At 43.6% G+C, this 22,005-nt stretch carries 21 protein-coding genes and 2 riboswitches; of the genes, 7 read left to right on the top strand and 14 right to left on the bottom strand.

Going from position 1 to position 22,005, the window contains the following annotated elements:
- Positions 1-28 precede the first annotated feature (28 nt).
- Positions 29-1,225, bottom strand: coding sequence for a methionine adenosyltransferase (gene metK / locus GLW00_RS05075; protein ID WP_160911769.1), 1,197 nt, complete (start codon positions 1,223-1,225; stop codon positions 29-31).
- Positions 1,226-1,495: 270 nt separating this feature from the next.
- A riboswitch (SAM riboswitch) is annotated at positions 1,496-1,606 on the bottom strand.
- Between the two features lie 739 nt (positions 1,607-2,345).
- Between metK and pckA the strand changes: the two genes are divergently transcribed.
- Positions 2,346-3,938, top strand: coding sequence for a phosphoenolpyruvate carboxykinase (ATP) (gene pckA, locus GLW00_RS05070; RefSeq protein ID WP_160911767.1), 1,593 nt, complete (start codon positions 2,346-2,348; stop codon positions 3,936-3,938).
- A 327-nt stretch (positions 3,939-4,265) separates the two neighbouring features.
- On the opposite strand, the gene ytkD is transcribed toward pckA, so the two are convergent.
- On the bottom strand, positions 4,266-4,733 hold the full coding sequence (gene ytkD / locus GLW00_RS05065; protein WP_160911765.1) for an RNA deprotection pyrophosphohydrolase: 468 nt from the start codon (positions 4,731-4,733) through the stop codon (positions 4,266-4,268).
- A 271-nt stretch (positions 4,734-5,004) separates the two neighbouring features.
- Between ytkD and GLW00_RS05060 the strand changes: the two genes are divergently transcribed.
- The gene (locus tag GLW00_RS05060) at positions 5,005-5,268 is read left to right on the top strand and encodes a DUF6612 family protein (protein WP_160911764.1); all 264 of its coding nucleotides are present in this window, start codon (positions 5,005-5,007) and stop codon (positions 5,266-5,268) included.
- Positions 5,269-5,368: 100 nt separating this feature from the next.
- Here the strand turns inward: GLW00_RS05060 and GLW00_RS05055 are convergent, their stop codons facing one another.
- The 7 genes from GLW00_RS05055 to GLW00_RS05025 all read right to left on the bottom strand — a co-directional run bounded on the left by GLW00_RS05055 (position 5,369) and on the right by GLW00_RS05025 (position 13,214).
- Positions 5,369-5,680, bottom strand: coding sequence for a hydrolase (locus GLW00_RS05055; protein WP_160911762.1), 312 nt, complete (start codon positions 5,678-5,680; stop codon positions 5,369-5,371).
- 61 nt (positions 5,681-5,741) lie between these two features.
- Entirely contained in the window at positions 5,742-6,839 is a 1,098-nt protein-coding gene (gene menC, locus GLW00_RS05050; RefSeq protein ID WP_160911760.1) for an o-succinylbenzoate synthase, read from the bottom strand.
- Positions 6,836-8,299 (bottom strand): o-succinylbenzoate--CoA ligase, encoded by a 1,464-nt coding sequence (locus GLW00_RS05045; RefSeq protein ID WP_160911758.1) that lies wholly within the window; start codon positions 8,297-8,299, stop codon positions 6,836-6,838. The genes menC and GLW00_RS05045 overlap by 4 nt, the downstream gene beginning before the upstream one ends.
- Before the next feature lie 108 nt (positions 8,300-8,407).
- On the bottom strand, positions 8,408-9,226 hold the full coding sequence (gene menB, locus GLW00_RS05040) for a 1,4-dihydroxy-2-naphthoyl-CoA synthase (RefSeq protein WP_089654878.1): 819 nt from the start codon (positions 9,224-9,226) through the stop codon (positions 8,408-8,410).
- 66 nt (positions 9,227-9,292) lie between these two features.
- On the bottom strand, positions 9,293-10,084 hold the full coding sequence (menH, locus tag GLW00_RS05035) for a 2-succinyl-6-hydroxy-2,4-cyclohexadiene-1-carboxylate synthase (RefSeq protein ID WP_237417440.1): 792 nt from the start codon (positions 10,082-10,084) through the stop codon (positions 9,293-9,295).
- A 2-nt stretch (positions 10,085-10,086) separates the two neighbouring features.
- Positions 10,087-11,823: a 2-succinyl-5-enolpyruvyl-6-hydroxy-3-cyclohexene-1-carboxylic-acid synthase gene (gene menD / locus GLW00_RS05030; protein WP_160911754.1), complete on the bottom strand. Its 1,737-nt coding sequence runs from the start codon at positions 11,821-11,823 to the stop codon at positions 10,087-10,089.
- Positions 11,811-13,214 carry an isochorismate synthase gene (locus GLW00_RS05025; RefSeq protein WP_160911752.1) on the bottom strand — a complete coding sequence of 468 codons (1,404 nt, stop codon included), beginning with the start codon at positions 13,212-13,214 and terminating at the stop codon, positions 11,811-11,813. The genes menD and GLW00_RS05025 overlap by 13 nt, the downstream gene beginning before the upstream one ends.
- A 228-nt stretch (positions 13,215-13,442) precedes the next feature.
- Here GLW00_RS05025 and GLW00_RS05020 point away from each other — a divergent pair, with 228 nt between their 5' ends.
- The 3 genes from GLW00_RS05020 to GLW00_RS05010 all read left to right on the top strand — a co-directional run bounded on the left by GLW00_RS05020 (position 13,443) and on the right by GLW00_RS05010 (position 15,930).
- On the top strand, positions 13,443-14,387 hold the full coding sequence (locus tag GLW00_RS05020; RefSeq protein ID WP_160911750.1) for a 1,4-dihydroxy-2-naphthoate polyprenyltransferase: 945 nt from the start codon (positions 13,443-13,445) through the stop codon (positions 14,385-14,387).
- Positions 14,388-15,129: 742 nt separating this feature from the next.
- Positions 15,130-15,522 carry a hotdog fold thioesterase gene (locus GLW00_RS05015; protein ID WP_160911748.1) on the top strand — a complete coding sequence of 131 codons (393 nt, stop codon included), beginning with the start codon at positions 15,130-15,132 and terminating at the stop codon, positions 15,520-15,522.
- Between the two features lie 30 nt (positions 15,523-15,552).
- Positions 15,553-15,930 carry a TraR/DksA C4-type zinc finger protein gene (locus tag GLW00_RS05010; protein WP_160911746.1) on the top strand — a complete coding sequence of 126 codons (378 nt, stop codon included), beginning with the start codon at positions 15,553-15,555 and terminating at the stop codon, positions 15,928-15,930.
- A gap of 31 nt (positions 15,931-15,961) precedes the next feature.
- Here GLW00_RS05010 and GLW00_RS05005 read toward each other — a convergent pair whose 3' ends face one another.
- From GLW00_RS05005 to GLW00_RS04995, 3 genes are all read right to left on the bottom strand, one after another.
- Positions 15,962-16,558 (bottom strand): ECF transporter S component, encoded by a 597-nt coding sequence (locus tag GLW00_RS05005; RefSeq protein WP_160911893.1) that lies wholly within the window; start codon positions 16,556-16,558, stop codon positions 15,962-15,964.
- 154 nt (positions 16,559-16,712) lie between these two features.
- Positions 16,713-16,858: riboswitch (FMN riboswitch) on the bottom strand.
- Between the two features lie 148 nt (positions 16,859-17,006).
- A complete protein-coding gene (locus GLW00_RS05000; RefSeq protein ID WP_160911745.1) occupies positions 17,007-17,222 on the bottom strand; it encodes a hypothetical protein in 216 nt (71 codons plus the stop codon).
- Positions 17,223-17,320: 98 nt separating this feature from the next.
- On the bottom strand, positions 17,321-18,379 hold the full coding sequence (locus GLW00_RS04995; RefSeq protein ID WP_160911743.1) for a M20/M25/M40 family metallo-hydrolase: 1,059 nt from the start codon (positions 18,377-18,379) through the stop codon (positions 17,321-17,323).
- A 119-nt stretch (positions 18,380-18,498) separates the two neighbouring features.
- Here GLW00_RS04995 and GLW00_RS04990 point away from each other — a divergent pair, with 119 nt between their 5' ends.
- Together GLW00_RS04990 and GLW00_RS04985 are read left to right on the top strand one after the other, a co-directional pair.
- Positions 18,499-19,050 carry a thioredoxin family protein gene (locus GLW00_RS04990; protein ID WP_160911741.1) on the top strand — a complete coding sequence of 184 codons (552 nt, stop codon included), beginning with the start codon at positions 18,499-18,501 and terminating at the stop codon, positions 19,048-19,050.
- 97 nt (positions 19,051-19,147) lie between these two features.
- Positions 19,148-20,146 carry a potassium channel family protein gene (locus GLW00_RS04985; protein WP_160911739.1) on the top strand — a complete coding sequence of 333 codons (999 nt, stop codon included), beginning with the start codon at positions 19,148-19,150 and terminating at the stop codon, positions 20,144-20,146.
- On the opposite strand, the gene GLW00_RS04980 is transcribed toward GLW00_RS04985, so the two are convergent.
- Complete coding sequence (locus tag GLW00_RS04980; RefSeq protein WP_206947711.1) at positions 20,129-20,545, bottom strand: YugN-like family protein; 417 nt, start codon at positions 20,543-20,545, stop codon at positions 20,129-20,131. The genes GLW00_RS04985 and GLW00_RS04980 overlap by 18 nt on opposite strands.
- A gap of 83 nt (positions 20,546-20,628) precedes the next feature.
- Positions 20,629-21,978: a glucose-6-phosphate isomerase gene (locus GLW00_RS04975; protein WP_160911737.1), complete on the bottom strand. Its 1,350-nt coding sequence runs from the start codon at positions 21,976-21,978 to the stop codon at positions 20,629-20,631.
- Positions 21,979-22,005 lie beyond the last annotated feature (27 nt).

Genomic DNA, 22,005 nt, shown 5'->3' with positions numbered 1-22,005 from the left:
GTTCCAACAATGTTGGAACGGTTTTTTCTTATTGACAGCGTGCCTTCAATTCTTCCGCTTTATCTGTGCGCTCCCATGGGAACTCCACATCCGTACGTCCGAAATGACCATATGCGGCCGTTTGTCGGTAAATAGGGCGGCGCAAGTCTAACATCTTAATGATGCCAGCTGGACGCAGGTCGAATAGTTCACGTACAGCTTCAACTAACTTCTCCTCAGAAACTGTACCTGTTCCATTTGTGTTAATGGCAATGGAAACAGGTTGTGCTACTCCGATAGCATAAGCAAGCTGAACCTCTACTGAATCCGCAAGTCCAGCAGCTACGATGTTTTTTGCAACATAACGAGCAGCATAAGCAGCAGAACGGTCAACTTTCGTAGCGTCTTTACCACTGAAAGCTCCCCCTCCATGACGAGCATATCCACCATAGGTGTCGACGATAATTTTTCTTCCAGTCAGTCCGGCGTCCCCTTGTGGGCCTCCAATGACGAAGCGTCCGGTCGGGTTAATAAAATATTTCGTCTGTTCATCAATGTATCCTTCAGGTACGATCGGCTGGATCACGTGTTTTTTCAAGTCTTCCTGGATTTGTTGAAGCGTCACTTCTTCCGCATGCTGGGTAGAAATAACGATCGTGTCCACGCGCACTGGCTGGTCGTTTTCATCGTACTCTACCGTCACCTGCGTTTTTCCGTCTGGACGAAGATACTCAAGTGTACCATCATTTCTAACATCAGATAGACGCTTAGATAGTTTATGAGCCAGGGAGATTGGCAAAGGCATCAGTTCTTTGGTTTCATTATTAGCAAAGCCAAACATTAATCCCTGGTCTCCTGCACCTATCGATTCGATTTCATCATCGCTCATTTTCCCTTCACGGGATTCAAGAGCTACATCCACGCCTCCGGCAATATCAGGAGATTGCTCATCAATTGCTGTCAGAACAGCACATGTATCCGCATCAAACCCATACTTCGCACGAGTATAACCGATATCTTTAATCGTCTGACGGACGATGGATGGAATATCTACATAAGTATTTGTACTAATTTCACCAGAAACTAATACAAGTCCCGTTGTCACTGTTGTCTCACATGCAACCCTAGCGTTAGGGTCGTTTTTTAAAATTTCATCTAAAATCGCATCAGAAATCTGATCACAAATTTTGTCCGGATGTCCCTCCGTAACGGATTCTGATGTGAATAACCGGCGGTTTGCAGGCATTCTTAAAAACTCCTCCTTCTGTAAGTACAAAGTATTAGACGGAACTCTTTACCAGTATGTGCAGAAACTTTTATAAGTTTCATATATGTTCTTGTTGCCTCTTTTCACAACCAATGAAGCATTTACATAGGAATATATACAGGTTTTCCTATTCGAATATTTCTTCATTAAAGGCTACAGGCGATCAGTTGTGCTCATCCCCTGTTTGGAAAAAGCCTTATAAAAAGAAAAAAACCTTTCCTATTCGAGGAAAGGGGCTGCTTCCTTTCGCTCTTATCGTCCAAGGAGCATGTACTCCTTGCTTCAGGTTAGCACCGTGTCATGTCGATGACGGTTGCTGGGTTTCAAAGGGCCTGTCCCTCCACCAACTCTGGATAAGAGAGTATCCGTTCTCCGTTATCGTATCGAAAACCTCATTTATTGTCAATTGAATTCCACCTCATTCTAACGTATTCGCATTTAGTAAACGTTTGAATGAAATTCACATATATTATTAGATACTTTTTTCAAAGTAAGAAATAATTCACTCTTCCATATAAGCTCCCGATTGTGGAAGACTCAGTTTCGAGATGTTCGTGGGATTCTAGAGGCTCCGGGAAAGGTTGAGGGAAGTGGATGATTCGAACAGCTGTATTCATAAGTAAGGTTCCAATTCTTCTCCCCTAGGTGGGCATAAAGTGCTTCGTATTAAATATTTGCGTATGCTAAACGTTAATTAGGATAGAGTTTATATCATTAACTTCTCATAACTACACAAGGTGATTTTCTAAGTAGTGGTATAGAGAACCTTACTTGGTTAAGGGGCGGAGGGGAATGGCGAGACTCCTGCGGGAAAAGAGTGCTTGGTGAGACCCCACAGGACGCAGTCCGAGGAGGCTCACCGCACTCCCGCGGAAAGCGAGCTATTCCCCGCAGCCCCCTCCACTCAACAAAAGTCTCGTAACTGAGTCTTCCACAATCCTGCCAGATTGTTGAACAAAAGAGCAGGTTTTTCGTTTGATAATTCAGAATAAATAAAATGTAAGCTTTTTCACGTATAGTATGGACTAAAGAATTCAATGTGTTATACTAATCTCACATTAGGTTGATCATAATTAAATGCAAAGGCGGGTCGACACATATGAGTACCATAAATCAAATGTCTGAACTGAATCTTTTACTTGCACAAGAACATGTCCATCATCAGCTATCTGTTCCACACTTAGTGGAAAAGATTTTATACCGTAATGAAGGTACCCTGACAGAAAAAGGGGCCATCCAGGCAACGACGGGTACTTATACTGGTAGATCTCCGAAAGATAAATTCATCGTCCAGGATGATGTAACACAAGATAAAGTCCACTGGGGAACTGTCAACCAGCCCATAGATGATCAAACGTTTGTAAAACTCTATCATAAAGTGTTGGATTATTTAAAAGAAAAGAATGAACTGTTTGTCTTTAAAGGCTATGCCGGAGCAGACGAAAAATACCGTCTTCCTCTTCAAGTACTTACAGAGTTCGCCTGGCACAACTTATTTGCACAGCAAATGTTCATTCGACCGGATGAGCAGGAAATAGAAGATCATGAGGCGGAGTTTACAGTGGTATCAGCTCCAACCTTCAAAGCTAATCCTCAAACTGATGGAACAAATTCAGAAGCTTTTATCATGATTTCTTTCAAACACCGTATCGTTTTAATCGGTGGTACGGAGTATGCAGGAGAAATTAAAAAGTCCATCTTCTCTGTCATGAACTATCTCCTCCCTGAAAAGAACGTACTGCCTATGCACTGTTCAGCCAACGTAGGGAAAGAAGGGGACGTGGCTTTATTCTTCGGTCTCTCAGGAACAGGAAAGACGACATTATCCGCCGATCCAAAACGTAGGTTGATTGGTGATGATGAACACGCATGGTCAAACTATGGGGTCTTTAATATTGAGGGCGGGTGTTACGCGAAATGTATCAACCTTTCTCAAGAAAAGGAACCACAAATCTTTGATGCCATTCACTTTGGCTCTGTACTGGAAAACGTAGTACTGGACCCACAAACCCATCAGCCCGATTACAATGACACAAGTCTCACTGAAAATACACGAGCAGCTTATCCCTTAGAGCATATAGACAATACTGTTCAACCGAGTATTGCTGGTCATCCGAATGCTATCATCTTCTTAACAGCTGATGCAACAGGTGTCCTACCACCTATCAGCAAGTTGACGAAAGAACAGGCGATGTATCATTTCTTGAGTGGATATACTAGTAAACTAGCAGGGACTGAACGAGGAATTACAGAACCACAAGCTACTTTTTCTGCCTGCTTCGGTTCACCATTCCTACCTCTCCCGCCGTCCACTTATGCAGAAATGCTAGGTGAAAAGATTGACCAGTTCAATGCGGACGTTTATCTGGTGAACACAGGCTGGTCAGGAGGATCTTATGGGGAAGGACAGCGAATTAAATTGTCCTATACAAGATCCATGATTCATGCCGCATTGGAGGGAGAGTTAAGCTCTGCTGACACTTATCAAGATCCATTTTTCGGCTTGAATATTCCTACACACTGCCCAGGGGTTCCGGATGAAGTGTTATCTCCGAGAAAAACATGGGCAGACGCTGATGCATATGATGAAAATGCCAAGTCCTTGGCCAACAAGTTTCATGAAAACTTCAAGAAATTCACTTATGCTAGCGAAGAAATCAAAAAAGCAGGACCGACCTACCACAGGTCATAACACATGTTTCCTCATCTCCTCATATAAAGGAAGGCGCCGTTGGATATCCAACGGCGCCTTCTCTATATCATCCACCTAACTCCACAAAATCTCCCTTTTCTTGAAGAATCAGTTTCGAGACGATTGTTCGGTAGGTTAGGGCTGCGGGACTCCAGCGGGAGAAAGGAGATCGGCGAGATCCGCAGGGCCTAGCCCGATGAAAGCGAGTAGCTTCCCAACCACTCCTGGCGCACAAGCCACGTAACGAACCACGGAAACACCTCGAAACTGAGCCTTCATCTATCCTGACAGATAGTTAAATAAACATAAGAAAAAAGGCAGAAAAGTTCAGTTAAACTTTTCTACCTTTTTTAAGCACTCGGGCAACACTTCATCTTTCATCATGAAGCTGAAACGATCATTCGATTTTAAATTGCGCGGAAGATGACGGAACAAGACTGGTCCGTGCGTCTCAAAGTAATGATCCTGATCATCGATGGAATCAATCATAGCAAAATACACGTTTTTAATGACCGTCCCCCCTTTACCTTCTACATGGTACTGACCAATATAGGATAAATGAGAAATAACGGCTCCTGTCTCTTCTTTGACTTCTCGAACAGCGGCGTCTTCCGCTGATTCTCCCTCTTCAACTTTTCCACCCGGAAATTCGAGACCACGATCTTTATGCTTGGTGAGCAGCCATTGATCCTTGTATCGGCATATCACCCACACGTGTTTCGGCGTCTCGGAAAAAGGATGATCCTCAAAAGATAACCGGACAGGGTTGTGGTAATAATCATAAAATGTTTTCATGTCTGCTCAACTGCCTTTAATCCTTGATATACGTTCTGTCTTTCACCTGTTTAAATCGTACCACAAGCCACGCTAAATACAAACCGGTCAGCAGACAAACTTCTCTCTTTTCTGTAAAAATTGTAAAAATATACAGAAACATGAATCAATTGGTCCTTATCATGCCTACAAGAAAAAAAGCAAAAGAAGGGGAAGCGAACCTATGTAACAATAATGAGTCTTTTTTAATCCTTTACCTAAGTGCTTGCTGCAGTGAAAAAGGGTGGTAAAATTGCAATTCGAAGCTTCTGAGGTTAACCAAAACTTACTAAGTTATGCTGTTAAAATGGAAAATGAACAAATCATCAAGATGGACGAACACGGATACAACGAGCTCCCAGACGGTGGCATCCCTATTCAATCAACCATTGCGGCTTTTCACCAGACCATTGAAACTATGGGACAGGAAGCAGAGCAATTCTATTCAAAGAAAGGCTTGTACATGACAAATCCTACAGGGGATGGATGGGTGAAACACCAGTGCAAAAAATTGTGAACCCTCGGGACATTTTTAATCAAGCAGAGGAAATGGAAGATATGACCGATTTATTCTGATGCAGCATAGAGAACCGCTTCTTGTTTAAGAAGCGGTTTAATTATTCATTCAATACACCCATCTCAGTGATATGATGTTTAGTCGTTTCATCTCCAAGGTCATAAATCTTTTGAAACGCTTTTTTCATATCAAGATCCGCTTCATCGTTTGCATGATCATTATGATAGGGGTTAAATGGTACGTGCGACCGCCAGAAAGACTCTGCGTCTGCATTATAAATCTCATCAAAAACTTCTCTTAAAGCTTTCACTTCTTCTTCTGTCGCATAAATCGTGAAATCGTCATTGTTTGCATCATGATTAAGTGAGATTTCTCTAGTTCCAATGTTGATGTAATACTTATCCTTATCCATCGTTCACCCTCCTCTTCCCTAGTGTGAACCACAGAGAGGAAACCTATTACAAATAGGTGGATCAAGAAAACGTCTGGTATGTGAGCGTTACTTCATCCAAATATTCTACATCCACATTTAAACCCATCCCCGCTCTCTTAGGAACTTCGATGGTGCCTTCATGCATAACAATTTCAGGGTAAACAAGATCTTTATGAAAATACCTGGTAGAACCGGACAAATCGCCGGGAATCGTGAAATTTGGAAGGGAAGCCAAAGCAAGGTTATGCGCTTTGGATATACCGGATTCCACCATCCCTCCGCACCATACAGGTACTCCCCGCGATTGACAGAAGTCATGGATTCGAATCGCTGCTGTCAACCCGCCGACGCGACTAATTTTTATGTTGATGATTTGGCAGCTTCCAAGTTCAACTGCTTGGATGGCATCTTGATAGGACATGATGGACTCATCCAAACAAATGGGTGTCTTCATTTCCTTCTGCAACTTTCTGTGCCAGTAAAAATCTCCTGCCCTAAAAGGCTGCTCAATCATTGTTAACCCATAATCATCGATCGAACGCAAATGACTCATATCTTCGGGATTGTATTGACCGTTAGCATCAATCATGATTGGAAGTTCCGAATCGATTTGTCGAACTCTTTCTATCGCTTCCTTCTCTTTTCCTTTAACCACTTTCAATTTATACCTTTGAAAGCCATCTTCCTTCAGCCTGGCTACATCCTTTTCTAACGAATCCCCCAAGCTGATGACTGCCCCCGCCCTTACAGATGAGCGCGTCCCCCCAAGTAAATCGCCCATACTTCTGTCTGCTTGTTTCCCATACAAATCCCACAAAGCTGCTTCCAGACCTGCTTTTGCCATCGGATGACCTTTCACCCCGTCATTTTGTTCTGCAAAATTAGAAGGGTGGTCCGCTCCATTTTTCAAGAGAGATGGAATCAGGAAGTCTTCAAGAATATGCCAGGCTGTATTAATCGTTTCATAAGTGTAAAAAGGTTCCGGAAAGGCTGTTACTTCTCCATAACCTATGCGGCCTGCATCATCCTTCACCTCCACAATGATAAGTGGACGTTCTTTTAATTTAGCCTGGTGAGTGATGAAGGGAGTTTTGAGTGGTAAAGAAACTCTCCTTAAACGAACGGTATGGATTCTCATTCGTCTTCTCCTTGCATGGGGGAGGATGACAAGCGTCTACGTAATAGTTTGTTCGAAGCGTTTCTCGGAAGTTCATCGATCCAATGGATCTCTTTCGGGCATTTATATTTTGCCAAACGTTCTCTGCACCAGTCCAGCACTTCTGTTTCAGTCAAGCTGATTCCCTCTTCAGTTACAATGTATGCTGCAGGAACTTCTCCCCAATGTTCATCGGGGTGTCCGGCTACACCTGCTTCCCTTACGCCTGGCATGGAGGATAATACGCTTTCTACCTCTGCCGGATAAATGTTTTCCCCTCCTGAAATGATGACGTCTTTCACCCGATCCACGACATACAAAAATCCATCTTCATCTTCAAATCCGAGATCGCCCGTCCGCAAGTACTCGCCTTCCCTTTTCTTACGGTTGTAATACCCTTTCGACACCATGGGACCTCGAACGATGATTTCACCAACTTCTCCCCTCTCGTTACAGTCTATATAAAGGTGCGCAGAGCTTAAAGCCTTACCTGCTGATCCAAGCTTGGAGAAAGCGAATTCCGGGCTGAGGGTGGCAATTTGTGAGGAAGTTTCTGTCATTCCATAGGTTTGGAAAACAGGTATTCCTTTTGCTGATGTCTTTTCCAATATTCCCTTTGGAACAGGACCACCTCCAAGAAGCATACAGCGGAAGTGGTCTGGATATGTACCATGATCAAGCGTTTCTAGTAAACGCTGCAGCATGACCGTTACGACTGACACATGCGTAATCCCTTTATTCAGAATAGCCTCATGAACCATGCGGTCATCAAACTTTTCTAATAGCATGATCGGCATGCCGTAAATGACACTTTTCATCAGAATTGAAAAGCCACCCACATGAAATAAAGGTAAACAGTTCAGCCATTTGTCCTTCTCATAGACTCCTAAATTCAATGCCGACGCAACCGCACTGTGCCAATGATTACCGTACGTATGCATGACTGCTTTCGGCTTCCCTGTCGTCCCTGATGTGAACATCATGGTGTAAACGTCATCGAGATCAAGGTCCGTCTGAAGTTCTTGAAGTCCTTCTTTTTCCGTTTTTACATGCTCAAGGCTGTGGACGTCAAGATTCAGATCTTTTACCGCTTCTACAGCAATCGGCATATGGCTTCCTTCAGAATATAAGTGTGAAACATGAGCATCCGTAAGCTGGTACTCAATTTCAGCGGGCGTCAGCCTCGTATTCAAAAGAACAGCTACCGCTCCGATATAGCTTAACGCGTGAATGAAAACCGCGTACATCGTACTGTTGCTTGCTAATAAGGCTACGTGGTCATTCTGCTTCACCCCGCTTTCCATAAGAGCAAAGGCCATCCCCCGACTTTTTTCCCTTAGTTCGGAAAAACTGATGGTTCTACCGTTCGGTGTTTCTATCGCCGGACGCTGTGGATTTAATGACGCCTGTTTATCTAACCAATGTGGGATACGTTCGCCCATTTCAACCCTTCCTTTACTTTGTTCTGTTATCGTGACCCTTCAATCACAAAAGGGGCAATCCTTTCTACAGGATGCCCCTTCTTACATGATTTCATATATTTAGACGAATCAAGGGAAGCGAGGGAACTGATCGAAGTCAGGCTTTCTTTTCTCCTTGAAGGCGTCGCGTCCTTCTTTGGCTTCCTCTGTTGTGTAATACAACAAAGTAGCGTCTCCACCCATTTGTTGAAGACCAGCTAAACCATCTGTATCGGCATTGAAAGAAGCCTTCAGGAAACGCAAAGCCGTCGGTGACTTCTCAAGCATTTCACGACCCCATTGTACAGTCTCAGCTTCAAGATCTTCCAATGGTACTACTGTGTTGACTAGTCCCATTTCTTCCGCTTCTCTCGCAGAGTACTGACGGCACAAGTACCAAATTTCTCGGGCTTTCTTATGACCGACGATACGAGCAAGTAATCCTGCGCCATAACCAGCATCAAAGCTTCCTACTTTAGGACCTGTTTGTCCGAAGATGGCATTATCAGCAGCAATCGTTAGATCGCAGACGATATGTAAGACATGTCCACCACCGATTGCGTAACCGGAAACCATCGCTACTACTGGTTTCGGAATGACACGGATCAAACGTTGCAAATCAAGTACATTCAAACGAGGGATATGGTCATCACCCACATAACCACCATGGCCACGTACTTTCTGGTCTCCACCAGCACAGAAAGCGTCATCACCAGCTCCTGCAAGAACAATAACTCCGATTCGGGAGTCATCACGAGCATAAGCAAATGCATCAATTAACTCATGTACCGTTTGCGGACGGAAGGCATTACGAACTTCCGGACGGTTAATCGTAATCTTGGCAATTCCTTCAAATCTTTCATACATAATATCTTCGTATTCGCGTTCACTAACCCAATCAAAAGACATAGTATTTCCTCCTTTTTCTACATTCAGTTCGTATATTCCTCATGAAAAAACGCTTTCCTACAATTTTCATTTTATCATGAAGCCATCTACAATTTTAGCAAAAATCCCAGGATTCTCAAGGTGGACGGTGTGACCAGCATCTTTCACGACTCGATGAGAGGCATGAGCGAAACGTTGAGCCATTTCCTCATTGATGCTTCGGAACTTCTCATCTTCTTCCCCTGTGATTAATAAAACCGGGCAAATGAGCGAAGATAACTGATCCCACCATGATGGCTGGTGACCTGTCCCCATACCTAGAAGCGACTCAGATAGTCCTTTAGGCGTCTGATCCAGGCGTTCTTTTCTCAACCCTTCTTTCACATCATCCGAAAGATTCCGTTGTGAATTGAACAGGGAGAGGCTTTCCCAGAAGTCTACAAACGATTCGATTCCTTCTTCCATCAATTTTTCCGAGATTCCTTTATCTTTTGCTTGCCTAGACAATTGTTCATCGGTTGTAGGTAAACCTGGAGAAGCACTTTCGAGTATTAGCCGCTCGACATATTCCGGATAGAGCATAGCAAAGGATAGAGCTGTTCTACCTCCCAAGGAATACCCTAGCAAGGACACCTTTTCTAACCCCATATGATCCAGTATCACTTTAAGATCCCGGCAAAAGCGCTCCATTGTTACCAAACCGATGGCCCCTGTCTTTCCATGACCAGGCAAATCCACTTTTATTAACCGATAGGATCCTTCATAACGGGAGGTGACGGAGTCAAAAGTTGAAGTGCTGCCAGTAAAACCATGCAGCATAAGGAGTGCCTGTCCTTCCCCCTCATCCTCGACCCAGTATTCTCTATCGTTCACCCGCATTCTCATAAACTCTCGCTCCAATTCAAAACCGCTTTTTCTACATTAGCCCATCGCTCTCTGTGAAACGCTACGTGGTCCTCACGATTCGTGATCACTTCAACAATATTCAGTGCTGGATTGGCATAACTTTCAGCCAGAGCACGTTTATAAGACTCCCAGGTTGTTACTTTTCTGTGTGTGCCCCCATACATGTCGATGACTGGACCGAGATCCAGACCTAAAGGAGTGCCAAAGAGCTCTTCAAAGTGAGCGGTATGTTTGGATTGAGGGAGGTAAGAAAATATGCCACCTCCATCATTGTTAATCACAACGATGGTCAACGGGATTTTCTTATTCTTTGCCATCCATAGGCCGTTCAAGTCATGAAAGAAAGAGATATCCCCTAACAATAACGTCGTATGTTTGCCTGTGGCTGCTGTTCCAATTGCTGTACTCACCACACCATCAATTCCATTAGCTCCTCTGTTCGCCATTAGCTGAACATTCTTTGGTGAAGACATGAAGAAACTGTCAACATCCCTGATCGGCATACTATTACCTACAAAAAGGTTAGAATCATCCGGCATGGTTTCTGCCAAATAAACGACTGCATGCCCTTCATTGAGCGAATGCTCAGGATCGAGCAGCATTTCATTCTTTGCTAAAACGTTCATCCGCTGCCATCTTGAAAGCCACGATGTCTCCACGTTCCCGTCTGGCATAAAACTGGATAAGCTTTCACACAAATTAACGGGTTCACTCCAAATGAAAGTCGCTCCTATGCCTGCAGGCTCACGAAAACCCCGCTGATCATCAACCACATAGTGATCGATTTGTTCTTTATATTCCTTGATCCATTTCAAATAAGCTTTGGAAACAGGCATAGCTCCAAACCGAACGATGTAGTCGGGGACCACTTGACCTTTAATTGAAGGAGATTTAAGTAAAGCATCATAATTTTCAATGATATTCCTCTTATCATGACTCCCTGTACGAAGCTGTGATAAAGGATCGGCAAATACAGGAACACCTAGACGAGAGGCGAGTTCCGTAACGGCCTCAGCTAAGTGGGGATCCGTTTGCGGCCCTACAACAAGTAACCCCTTCTCCCCTTTAGCCAGATGTTCAAATAATTGCTTAACCTGATGGTCCGGCATCGCTAAACTTCCCCTTTGAGCTTTCGGAATTGGCCGGAGGCTACCACGCCAAGCCTCTTCCAGCTCGAAGTCCGGGATTAAGGGTTCCCGGAATGGAATATTCAGATGGACAGGACCTTGCCCGGAAACCGCCTCTTCCATTGCTCTAGCGGCTTGTTGCCTTGCATAAGGAAAGTTGTTCTCCTCTGGCAATGCTAAATCCTGGTACCATTTAACATAGTTGCCATACATCTGTATCTGATTAATGGCTTGAGGCGCCCCCACCTCTCTCAGCTCATGCGGCCTGTCAGCCGTTAACACAACGAGGGGGATCCGACTATAATAAGCTTCCACGATCGCTGGATAGTAGTTTGCAGCTGCCGTCCCAGACGTACAGACAAGCGCGACAGGCTTTCGTTCTTGCTTAGCGATTCCCAAAGCAAAAAAAGCAGCTGAGCGTTCATCAAGGTGAACCCAGTGATTCACCTCGGAATGCTCAGCGAAAGTCATGGCTAATGGAGTAGACCTGGAACCTGGTGATATAACGACATGCTCGACACCCGAGAACACGAGCTGGTCTACAAAATGAGTCACATATTTCGATAGAGCTTCTACATGTCCCATTCTGACCCTCCCAGTACATCCATCATGGGTTTTAGTTTAACAGCTGTTTCTGCATATTCTGCTTCAGGGTCTGAGTCTTCGACTACACCACACCCAGCAAACAAAGAAGCTTCCTTTTGCTGAATCAGAGCGGACCGGATCGCTACAGCAAACTCACCGTTATCCTGTGCGTCAAACCAACCGATCGGCCCCGCATACCATCCTCTGTTCAAGGTTTCATTTGTACGAATATACTCTACCGAAACTTGCTGGGGCATTCCCCCGAGAGCAGGAGTCGGATGCAGCCTTTCAATCACATCAAGCAAAGTATAGCCTTGATCCAATACGGCTTTCACTGGTGTGTACAAATGCTGCAGGTTCCGGAGCGGGTAAAGCACAGGTCTGCTAGGTACTTCTACATGGCTGCTACAGGCTTCTACCGCTTCTTTGATCATCTCCACTACAAATTGATGCTCTTGACGGTTTTTAGGGTCACCAAGCAATTCTTCACCTAGTTTTAGATCTTCTTGCTGGTTCTTACCACGTGGGACCGTCCCTGCGAGACATGTGGATACAAGTTCTCTGTCTTCGACTTTGGCAAGCCTTTCAGGGGTCGCCCCAATGAAGTAATCCCCTTCACTTTCATAACAGAAAATATAACTGTTTGGCTGGGTATCAGCCAAAGCTTTTAAAACAGCGGTGATATGAACGTCCTCTTTGAACGTAACGCGAAGCTCTCTTGCGAGGACAACTTTTTCCATCAAGCCTGCTGAAATATCATCCGTCGCTTTTTTCACTGATTCTTTCCAAGCCTCAGGAGCAACCTCAAAGGTCTGGTCGACGACAGGCAGCGAACCCGCCAACTCACCTTCCTTTAGAAGGTGGTCCCGATGCTCTTGTATTTGAGTAGTGATCTGTTGTTGATGATCTTCAGGAAAAATCAGGGCATTGATCGTTAAATAAGACTCTCCATCTACTTTCGTGAGGAGAAAAGCAGGAATCGTCATTTGGCTATCAGGAAAAGCTTCCCATGGTGTGGCCTCTTTTTGTTCAGGGTCAAAACTGAACCCACCCAGAGCGACCATTCCTGTGCCTTTTTTATTGTAATCATCATGCAGCATCGCATTTTCCTGCAGATGGTTCCACAAGGATTGGACTTCACGAAACCGTTGTTTACTTTTTGCATACAATTGACTGGCCTTGCCTATTCCGACCATAGTCAGATCATTTTCAGCACTCTGCCAAAATGAGCGGTGCTGAGCGATATGCAGACCCGTTTCAAAAAATTGAAAGGGATCTTGTTCATCTATATGTTCAACTATACTAATAAATAGAGGTTCCCCAAGATGATGTGCTTTCTGAAGAGCTTCCCCTATCATTTCTTCTATATGAGGGGCCTTCGTATGAAGCATATATATTCCTCCCATTCTTTAAGGGACGTTTTCTACTCTCTCCACACACAGCAAATTGACGCCTTTCTGTGCATGCATCACTCTCTATTTTATTCTCTTTTTTCTCTTGACTCAAGGAATCTTGCTTTAAAACCAACATTTTCTTACATTGATTGACACTCCAGGACGGTTTCCCTAAAATTAAACTGTTATAATAACGAGAGTATAGTGACAAGGGAGAGAACACCAATGAGCTCTGTTCAGAACCAAAACATAAAAGCTTCCTTGAATGAACGTGAAGGTTTCCAAGTATGGTGGCGCCTGTTGCGCCCCCACACACTGACGGCTGCCTTTGTCCCAGTTTTTGTCGGGACAATGCTTGCGGCTATGGAACAAACAATCAACTTCTGGTTGTTTGCCGCCATGTTGCTCGCCTCCATCCTCATTCAAGCAGCTACGAATATGTTTAATGAGTATTATGATTATAAACGCGGATTAGATAATGAACGTTCAGTGGGAATCGGCGGTACCATTGTCCGAGACGGTATTAACCCTAAGACGGTACTTTCATTAGCTTATCTTTTCTTTATAGTTGCAGGAGTACTAGGCGTTTATATTTGTGCCTCTTCAAGCTGGTGGATTGCTGTCATCGGATTGGTTTCCATGCTGTTCGGCTATCTTTACACTGGAGGGCCATTACCTATCGCCTATACGCCATTTGGTGAAATAACCGCAGGATTTTTCATGGGAACGATCATTATTGGAATCAGTTATTTCATTCAAACTTTATCGATTACCGCTGAAGTGATTATCGTTTCAGTTCCTGTAGCCATTTTTGTGGGGACCATCTTGTTAGCCAACAATATCAGAGACCGCGTTGGAGATGCCGAAAACGGAAGAAAAACGCTGGCCATTCTTTTCGGCCACAAAGGATCCATCATTTTCATGAGTTCACTTTTCCTTACAGCCTTTATCTGGACAGGTGTGTTGATCATTTTGGGCACACTGCCTTTATGGTCGATCATTACCTTCTTTAGTGTAATAAAAGCAACGAAAGCCATTCAGGGATTTATAGGAAAAACACAACCACTGGAAATGATGCCTGCCATGAAGGCAACGGCGCAGACGAACACCATTTATGGTTTTCTCCTGGGTCTATCCTTACTATTACACCTTAACTTCCCTCTTTCTTAAAAGAGAGAACCAAGAAAAACACATCAGGAGCAACAAAAAAGGATGGTCCCTACCATCCTTTTTTTATTTTTACTAAAGCTCCCTAGACTTGATGACTCAGTTTCGAGACTTTTGTGTGATTCTAGGGGCTCCGGGAAAAGGTTCGCTTTCCATGGGATGGGCGGTGAGTCTCCTCAGGTTACGCCTACTGGGGTCTCACCTGTCCCACACGTCCCATAGGAGTCTCACCGTTTCCCTCCGCCCCTTTACCTTATAAGTGTCTCGAAACCCCTTCTAAAAAGGGCAGCTTGAATGGTTGAAGGAAGTGGATGATTAGAACACCTGTAAGGTTCCAACCCTTCTCCCCTAGACTGGCATTTAGTGCGTTGTTTCAAGTATTTGCGTACGCTAAACGTCAACGGGGTAAAGTTTATATCATTCACTTCTCATAACCATACAAGGTGATTACTTAAGTAGTGGTTTCAAGACTCTGATATAGCAAAGGGGCGGAGGGGAATGGCGAGACTCCTGCGGGAAAAGAGTGCTAGGTGAGACCCCGGAAGGCGTCAGCCTGAGGAGGCTCATCGCGCTCCCGCGGAAAGCGAGCTATTCCCCGTAGCCCCATCCACTCAACAAACTTCTCGAAATTGAGTCTTCAAGAAACCTGCCAGATTGTTGAACAAGTCATTTATATTTTCAGTGTGTAACATGAAGGTTTGACCATTTTTACAATGGGAATAATACAAAAAGGACGGGATGAAAAATGAATCAATCTATGATGAAGAATACATTGATGGAAGCACTAGGGATGGAAGTTGTGACAGCAGATGCGACGAAGGTGCAGATTCGTATGCCTGTCGATCACCGTACTCATCAACCTATGGGGTTTCTACATGGTGGAGCAAGTGTGGCATTAGCCGAGAGCGCTGCCAGCATCGGGGCATTTCTGAACATTGATCCTGATCAACAGCAAGTATTCGGAGTAGAAATCAATGCCAACCATATAAAAAGTGCCCGCGATGGATATGTAACTGGAACAGCTACACCTGCTCATATCGGGAAAAATACGATGGTATGGGAAATACAAATTGTTAATGAAGCTGAAGAATTATTGTGTTTATCCCGATGTACTGTAGGAGTCGTCCCTAAAAAATAACCGAACAGTCCCGAAAGGAGTCACGTTACAATGTTGAATGATAAACAAAAACAAAAATTCAAGGACCGCCTTTTAGAAATGAAAGAAGAAGCAGAATCACAAATGGAAGAATACAGGGAAGACCAGGCTAAAGAAGATTACGAAAACGATCGAACCGGTGAAATATCAAGCGTGGCTGATCACCCTGGCGATCAGGGAACGGATCAATTCGAGAGAGCGAAAGAACAAACGTTTTATGAGCAGGCACGGGAAAAATTAATGGAAGTAGAAGATGCCTTGCAGCGTATGGAAGAGGGTCGGTACGGTCTGAGTGAAAAGTCAGGAGAACCCATTCCAGTTGAGCGTTTAGAAGCTATGCCGACAGCACGTTATAAAGTGGAAGAAATAGAAGACCAAAAAAATAGGTAAAAAAAAGCGAGGGGGTGATCCCCTCGCTTTTCTATGCGGCTGACTGTCTTCGCACAGTTTTTTGTTCAATCCAATCCTTCATTTTGACGAATAACATGATAAACAAGGAACCAGCTATAGCACCTTTAATTACATTAAAAGGAAGGATTCCTGCTACAATTGTCATCCACTTCACATCTGCGCTCATTGTTTCCCACCCCATAAACCAGCTGTACGCAGGAAGAATAAGGAAATAATTGAGTGCACTCATTGTAAGGGCCATAAAGACGGAACCAAAAATTAAACCGATCAGGAGTGATTTCATAGTCTTTCCTCTACGATAGATAACGGCAACCGGAACAATGAACAGGACTCCGGCCAGGAAATTCGCTCCGACCCCGATGGGATCAGAAACTCCTGTGAAAATCATATATAGACCATTTTTCAACGCTTCCACAACAATACCTGCGAGCGGCGAAAATAATATCGCAGCTAGAAGAGCAGGAATGTCACTGACATCCACTTTTAAATACGGTGGTAAAAAAGGAAGCGGAAATTTCAAAAACATTAATACCATGGATATCGTACCAAGTAACGCTAAAATGACTAACTTCTGCAGCTTAGATGATTGCCCTGTGTAAGAGTTCATCATCAATCTCCCCCTTCATCTGTACATCGATTCACATCCCAGATGAAGGTAAACGGCCTAAAAAACACATAAAAATAACCCTGTAGCACTTTTTTGGGCTAAGAGGGTCGTGTCCATAGGAAATAGAGGTAGTGTTTAAGCTACCAGTTCCGTTCGACATCTTCTCCCATCCAGACTTTAACTGTCGGTCCCGGACTTTCACCGGGTCCACCGCATGGCCAAACCATACGGGTCACGGACTTAAAGAATTCACTTCTTCTTACCGTCGGTCGGGAATTGCACCCTGCCCCGAAGATGGAATCGATATGTTATTGTAATTTCATTCTATACAAAACGTTATGAACGCGCAAGTTTAATGTTTAGTGACTGATTGTTGTTGATAGAGTTCACTCTGGTTTTTCTTAAAGAATAATGACAAAAAATAAACAAGGCGCAGTAATGCGCCTTGTTATTTAAGCTGAGGAGACTGCATTTTATCTGTAGCATCTATAAACAGACGGAGCGTTGAAGAAACCGTGGATACATCGACAAGACCATCTTCACTATCTTTCACCTTATCAAGCTGCATGAGCAGGTATTCATCATACCCATGCAATTGTAGCTGCCCAGCACAAATTTTCCCCTTCAACATCATAATTTGTTGATGCAGTAATTCCCGATCCATGCAGATCACTCCTTAATATAGAAGATTATATCTGCTATTCTTTCCAATTATGCGTTAAATAAACAAAACACCGAGGAGACTCCCCGGTGCTGTTAAGATTATTCTTCTAGCGGATTCAAACTTTCGTTTCCTGTCATGTTCTTAATCATTTCTACCATCAAGGAGATCTCTTCTTCGATGTCCTTTACACTAACCGTTTCTACAGGAGAATGCATATAGCGGAGCGGCAGAGAAACAAGACTGACCGGAACACCTTTACCAGTAAGCCTCATTTTATCCGCATCCGTCCCTGTCATTCGAGGCGTCAGCTCATACTGCACGTCCATATCAAGAGATTTGGCTGTGCTTTCGAGAAGCTTATTAATCTTCCTGTTGATCGGTGCACCTTTTGCCAGGACAGGCCCTCCATCTAAACGTACATCGCCATGTTTATTTTTATTGACCCCTGGATAATCAGTAGCAAACGTCACATCACATGCAATGGCCATCGTCGGCTCAAGGCCCGCTGCAGCGAAATAAGCCCCTCCCATGTTCGTCTCTTCATTAACGGTGCTTGCGGCATAGACCCCAACTTGAATATCCTCTTTAGAAAGCTTTCTCAATACTTCACCTACGATGAATTGTCCCGTACGGTTATCCAGACCACGTCCGGCTATGTATCGATCCATCAGCAGCTCAGGCTCTCTTTTATAAACAGCGAGATCGCCAATCTGGACAAACTGCTCCATCTCTTCCTTAGATTTAGCTCCACAATCAATAAAAAGTTCGTCTAAACCAAAATCACCTTTCAATCCACCATGGTGTTGAGCGTTCACTCCAATAACTCCGGTCAATTCCTTTGCATAGCCAAGGATGTTAACCTTCATTCCCACGGCTGCTTTCGGATTGATGCCTCCCATTTTGTCAAAATGAAGATACCCTTGCTCATCAATACGGTTGATGACGAGAGCAATTTCATCACAGTGCCCGGCTAACAGGATCTTGAATTCCGCTTCAGGATTCAATACAGCGATCGCATTCCCGGCATGGTCGGTTTTGATTTCATCCGCATATGGACGCATCTCTTTGATCCATCTTTTTTGTATCTCCATCTCCATGCTTGATGGAGAAGGTGTGTTCAGCAATTCCATTAAAAAATTCAATCGTTCTTTTTCCATAATCATCCCCCTTTTCTTTTATCATACCAAAAAAGAGGAATACCATTATAATTAGACGCTTATTCTAAGCCTAATGAGGGAACATGATCTTGTACGGAGTTTGTAGAGGAGGAATACGAATGAACTTAGAAAACTGGTTTAATAAGGGAATGACAGCACAGACCTACGTCGATCACATGCAAACACACCAAAAGGACTTTATTTATATATATGAAAATTTCCCGGTCCCCGTTGAAGATCAGCCCCTGTTTGAGAAAGTGCAAAACAAAAAATTACGTGCCATTGTCCTTACTGAGGACTGGTGTGGGGATGCGATGCTGAACCTGCCAATTTTCTTAAAAATTGCAGAGCAGGGTCACATTCCCGTTCACTTCCTTTTGCGGGATGAAAATTTAGAGTTGATGGATCAATATTTAACAAACGGACGATCAAGATCTATCCCTATCATTATTTTCATCGACACAAATGGGAATGAGGTGGGGACTTGGGGACCACGCGCTCCTGAGATCCAAGCGTTTATAGATGACTCATTAGCGAATCTGCCTGATCATAATACCGAAGATTTTAATGAAAAACGAAAGGAAATGCTTACATTCATTACTAAAGCTTATCGTGACAATCGTGATTTCTGGTCCTGTGTTTATAAAGATTTGAAAGAAAAAATTTCATAGCCCCATTTCCTAAGGATTTCCTTATACTAAGGAAGTCCTTTTATGTTTGAGGAAGGAGGGGAAGAGCCATACTGAAGATAAAAAAGGGGCGTATAGCATGCAATCCTTAATCCGCCTATACTTCCAAATGCCGCTGTTTTTACGGTTATTGACTACCGTTTTGTTTACCATGTCATTATTCGGTTTGATTATCCATATGATAGAGCCGCAGAACTTCCCTACTTTCTTTGATGGTCTCTGGTGGGCATTTGTAACAGGTGCTACCGTGGGTTATGGTGATTATGTCCCATTAAGTGCAACAGGTAAAATCATCGCAATCCTTCTCATTCTATCAGGGGGAGGCCTTGTGACCTTCTATATGGCAACACTTTCAGCCTCTACAGTTAAACATGAAACAGACTTAACAGAAGGAAAGGTCCCCTATAAAGGGAACAATCACTTAATCCTTGTTGGTTGGAATGAACGGACCCGCCACTTGCTGGACATGTTGGAAGAACAAAACCTTCAAGAAAGAATCGTTTTGATTGACCGGACGATGAACCAATTTTATCAGCGTTTATGCAGTGTTCATTTTATTAACGGGAGTGCCACAAATGAAGAAACGCTTGAACAAGCAAATGTAAGAGAAGCAAGAATGGCGATTATAACCGCTGATCCATCTATGGAAGAAGAACAGTCTGATCAGACCGTCATTCATCAGATTGTTTCACTGAAAGGACACCACCCAGGATTGTTCATCATCGCAGAAGTACTCACCGATAAGCAAAAGATTAATGCAGAACGGGCAGGAGCCAATACCATCATTCGTTCTAATGACTTTATGAGCAGCCTCTTTTACCAGGAGCTCTATCGCAACGATCCTGTCAAACCTTTTGAACTTCTTCTTCATTTGTTGACTGAACGACAATTTCATGAAGAGACCATTCGTGGTGAACTGATTGGGCAACCTATGCTCAAAGCTTTTGAACATTACTTGAAAGAACATTATCAAATTATCGGCATAATAAAAGGCGAAGATCTCTCTTTCGACCTTCACCCTGATATTGTATTGGAGGAAGGGGATGTCCTTGTCGTTTTTTCACCCCTTCGAAAGTAACACTTGTTCAACCTGAGCAAGCAGCTCTCTTCCCCTATTGATGTGTTCTTCAGGAAAAGAAGCGTCTTTATCCACCGGCTCCTGGAACTGATCGAAAATCGCACGAAAGTTCCCTTCTTTCACATTATCATCCAATCCTGGATTATATTTATGAGAAAGCAGGAAAGGTTCTTTCATTTCAATCATGGCATAATCACCAGGAGCATCCAACGAGCCAGATGTTACAACAAATGGAAGGCGGATAAATTGGTACCCTACATGGTCGTCAATTTTATAATCAAAATATCCATGTTCATAATCCCAGTTATCGGAAAGTTTAAAACCGAGAGCTTTCAGTTCACTCTCCACATCATTATAGGTGTACACTTGCCCTGTAATTGGTGAAGATAATGGTATCACTGTCATCACTCCTTTATTCCTTACTATGCCCAAACAAAAAAAGCTCAGGTCATCCATTTTTTGGAGGACCCGAGCTTTTCTTTTTATTTCAAACGTTTTTCAAGTTCTTCTTTTTCTTTTTCAAAACCTGGTTTACCAAGCAGGGCAAACATATTGACTTTATATGCCTCAACCCCTGGCTGATCGAAAGGATTCACACCCAATAGGTACCCACTGATGGCGCATGCTTTTTCGAAGAAGTACACGAGATAACCGAACGTATAAGCATCGCGTTTCGGCAGGTGCAAGATCAGGTTCGGCACATCCCCATCTGTGTGGGCAAGCATTGTTCCAAGGTAAGCTTTTTCATTTACCTCGTCCACTGTTGATCCAGCAAGGTAATTGAGTCCGTCCAAGTTCTGGCTGTCTTCCTCAATCGTAATGTCAGAAGACGGTGTTTCTACGTTCAAGACCGTTTCAAACAAATCACGGCGCCCTTCCTGTACATACTGTCCAAGAGAGTGCAAATCTGTAGAGAAATTCGCAGAAGCAGGGAAAATTCCTTTTTGGTCTTTTCCTTCACTTTCTCCAAACAATTGCTTCCACCACTCAGCAAAATATTGAAGAGATGGCTCGTAGTTCACAAGCATTTCAATCGTTTTTCCTTTGTTATAAAGGACGTTTCTGACAGCCGCATACTGATACGCCGGGTTATCAGATAGCTTATCCGTGCTCAACTCACTTTGAGCAGCCTGAGCACCTTTCATCATTTCATCAATGTCGATTCCACTTGCGGCAATAGGAAGAAGACCTACCGCAGTCAAAACAGAGTAACGCCCACCGACATCATCAGGAACGACGAAGGACTCATAGCCTTGTTCACTAGCCAGTGTCTTTAAAGCCCCTTTTTGCTTGTCTGTTGTCGCATAGATGCGTTTACGTGCTTCTTCTACGCCATACTTCTCTTCTAGGAACTTACGGAAGATACGGAAAGCAATCGCTGGTTCTGTCGTCGTTCCACTCTTAGAGATGACATTGACAGAAACATCTTTGTCTTTAAGTACATCAAATAGTTCATTCATGTATGGTGCGCTGATGCTGTTACCAACGAAGAACACTTGAGGGGTGTTTCGGTCTTCAGAAGATAACTCGTTGTAAAAACTGTGATTCAACATTTCAAGCGCAGCACGTGCTCCTAAGTATGATCCACCGATTCCGATGACCAACAAGACATCAGAGTCCGATTTTATCTTTTCAGCAGATTTTTTAATGCGGGCAAATTCCTCTTTATCGTAACCTTCAGGTAAATCCAACCACCCTAAGAAGTCACTTCCTGCTCCTGATTTTTCGTGCAGGGATTTATGTGCAAGAGATACTGCTCCTTGCATGTATTCAAGTTCATGCTCACCAAAGAAAGGCAAAGCTTTTTCGTAATCAAAACGAACATGTGTCATTTATGACCCTCCAAATCGTCATTTTTT

Source organism: Halobacillus litoralis, from assembly GCF_009856445.1.
GTDB lineage: Bacteria > Bacillota > Bacilli > Bacillales > Halobacillaceae > Halobacillus > Halobacillus litoralis.
Note: the sequence above shows the minus strand (reverse complement) of the source record. Positions and strands in the feature narration are given on the sequence as shown.

Excerpts from the sequence above, each read along its gene's own strand:
- metK (WP_160911769.1), bottom strand. The coding sequence starts at position 1,225 with ATGCCTGCAAACCGCCGGTTATTCACATCAGAATCCGTTACGGAGGGA.
- pckA (WP_160911767.1), top strand. The coding sequence starts at position 2,346 with ATGAGTACCATAAATCAAATGTCTGAACTGAATCTTTTACTTGCACAA.
- ytkD (WP_160911765.1), bottom strand. The coding sequence starts at position 4,733 with ATGAAAACATTTTATGATTATTACCACAACCCTGTCCGGTTATCTTTT.
- GLW00_RS05055 (WP_160911762.1), bottom strand. The coding sequence starts at position 5,680 with ATGGATAAGGATAAGTATTACATCAACATTGGAACTAGAGAAATCTCA.
- menC (WP_160911760.1), bottom strand. The coding sequence starts at position 6,839 with ATGAGAATCCATACCGTTCGTTTAAGGAGAGTTTCTTTACCACTCAAA.
- GLW00_RS05045 (WP_160911758.1), bottom strand. The coding sequence starts at position 8,299 with ATGGGCGAACGTATCCCACATTGGTTAGATAAACAGGCGTCATTAAAT.
- menB (WP_089654878.1), bottom strand. The coding sequence starts at position 9,226 with ATGTCTTTTGATTGGGTTAGTGAACGCGAATACGAAGATATTATGTAT.
- menH (WP_237417440.1), bottom strand. The coding sequence starts at position 10,084 with ATGCGGGTGAACGATAGAGAATACTGGGTCGAGGATGAGGGGGAAGGA.
- menD (WP_160911754.1), bottom strand. The coding sequence starts at position 11,823 with ATGGGACATGTAGAAGCTCTATCGAAATATGTGACTCATTTTGTAGAC.
- GLW00_RS05025 (WP_160911752.1), bottom strand. The coding sequence starts at position 13,214 with ATGCTTCATACGAAGGCCCCTCATATAGAAGAAATGATAGGGGAAGCT.
- GLW00_RS05020 (WP_160911750.1), top strand. The coding sequence starts at position 13,443 with ATGAGCTCTGTTCAGAACCAAAACATAAAAGCTTCCTTGAATGAACGT.
- GLW00_RS05015 (WP_160911748.1), top strand. The coding sequence starts at position 15,130 with ATGAATCAATCTATGATGAAGAATACATTGATGGAAGCACTAGGGATG.
- GLW00_RS05010 (WP_160911746.1), top strand. The coding sequence starts at position 15,553 with ATGTTGAATGATAAACAAAAACAAAAATTCAAGGACCGCCTTTTAGAA.
- GLW00_RS05005 (WP_160911893.1), bottom strand. The coding sequence starts at position 16,558 with ATGAACTCTTACACAGGGCAATCATCTAAGCTGCAGAAGTTAGTCATT.
- GLW00_RS05000 (WP_160911745.1), bottom strand. The coding sequence starts at position 17,222 with ATGGATCGGGAATTACTGCATCAACAAATTATGATGTTGAAGGGGAAA.
- GLW00_RS04995 (WP_160911743.1), bottom strand. The coding sequence starts at position 18,379 with ATGGAAAAAGAACGATTGAATTTTTTAATGGAATTGCTGAACACACCT.
- GLW00_RS04990 (WP_160911741.1), top strand. The coding sequence starts at position 18,499 with ATGAACTTAGAAAACTGGTTTAATAAGGGAATGACAGCACAGACCTAC.
- GLW00_RS04985 (WP_160911739.1), top strand. The coding sequence starts at position 19,148 with ATGCAATCCTTAATCCGCCTATACTTCCAAATGCCGCTGTTTTTACGG.
- GLW00_RS04975 (WP_160911737.1), bottom strand. The coding sequence starts at position 21,978 with ATGACACATGTTCGTTTTGATTACGAAAAAGCTTTGCCTTTCTTTGGT.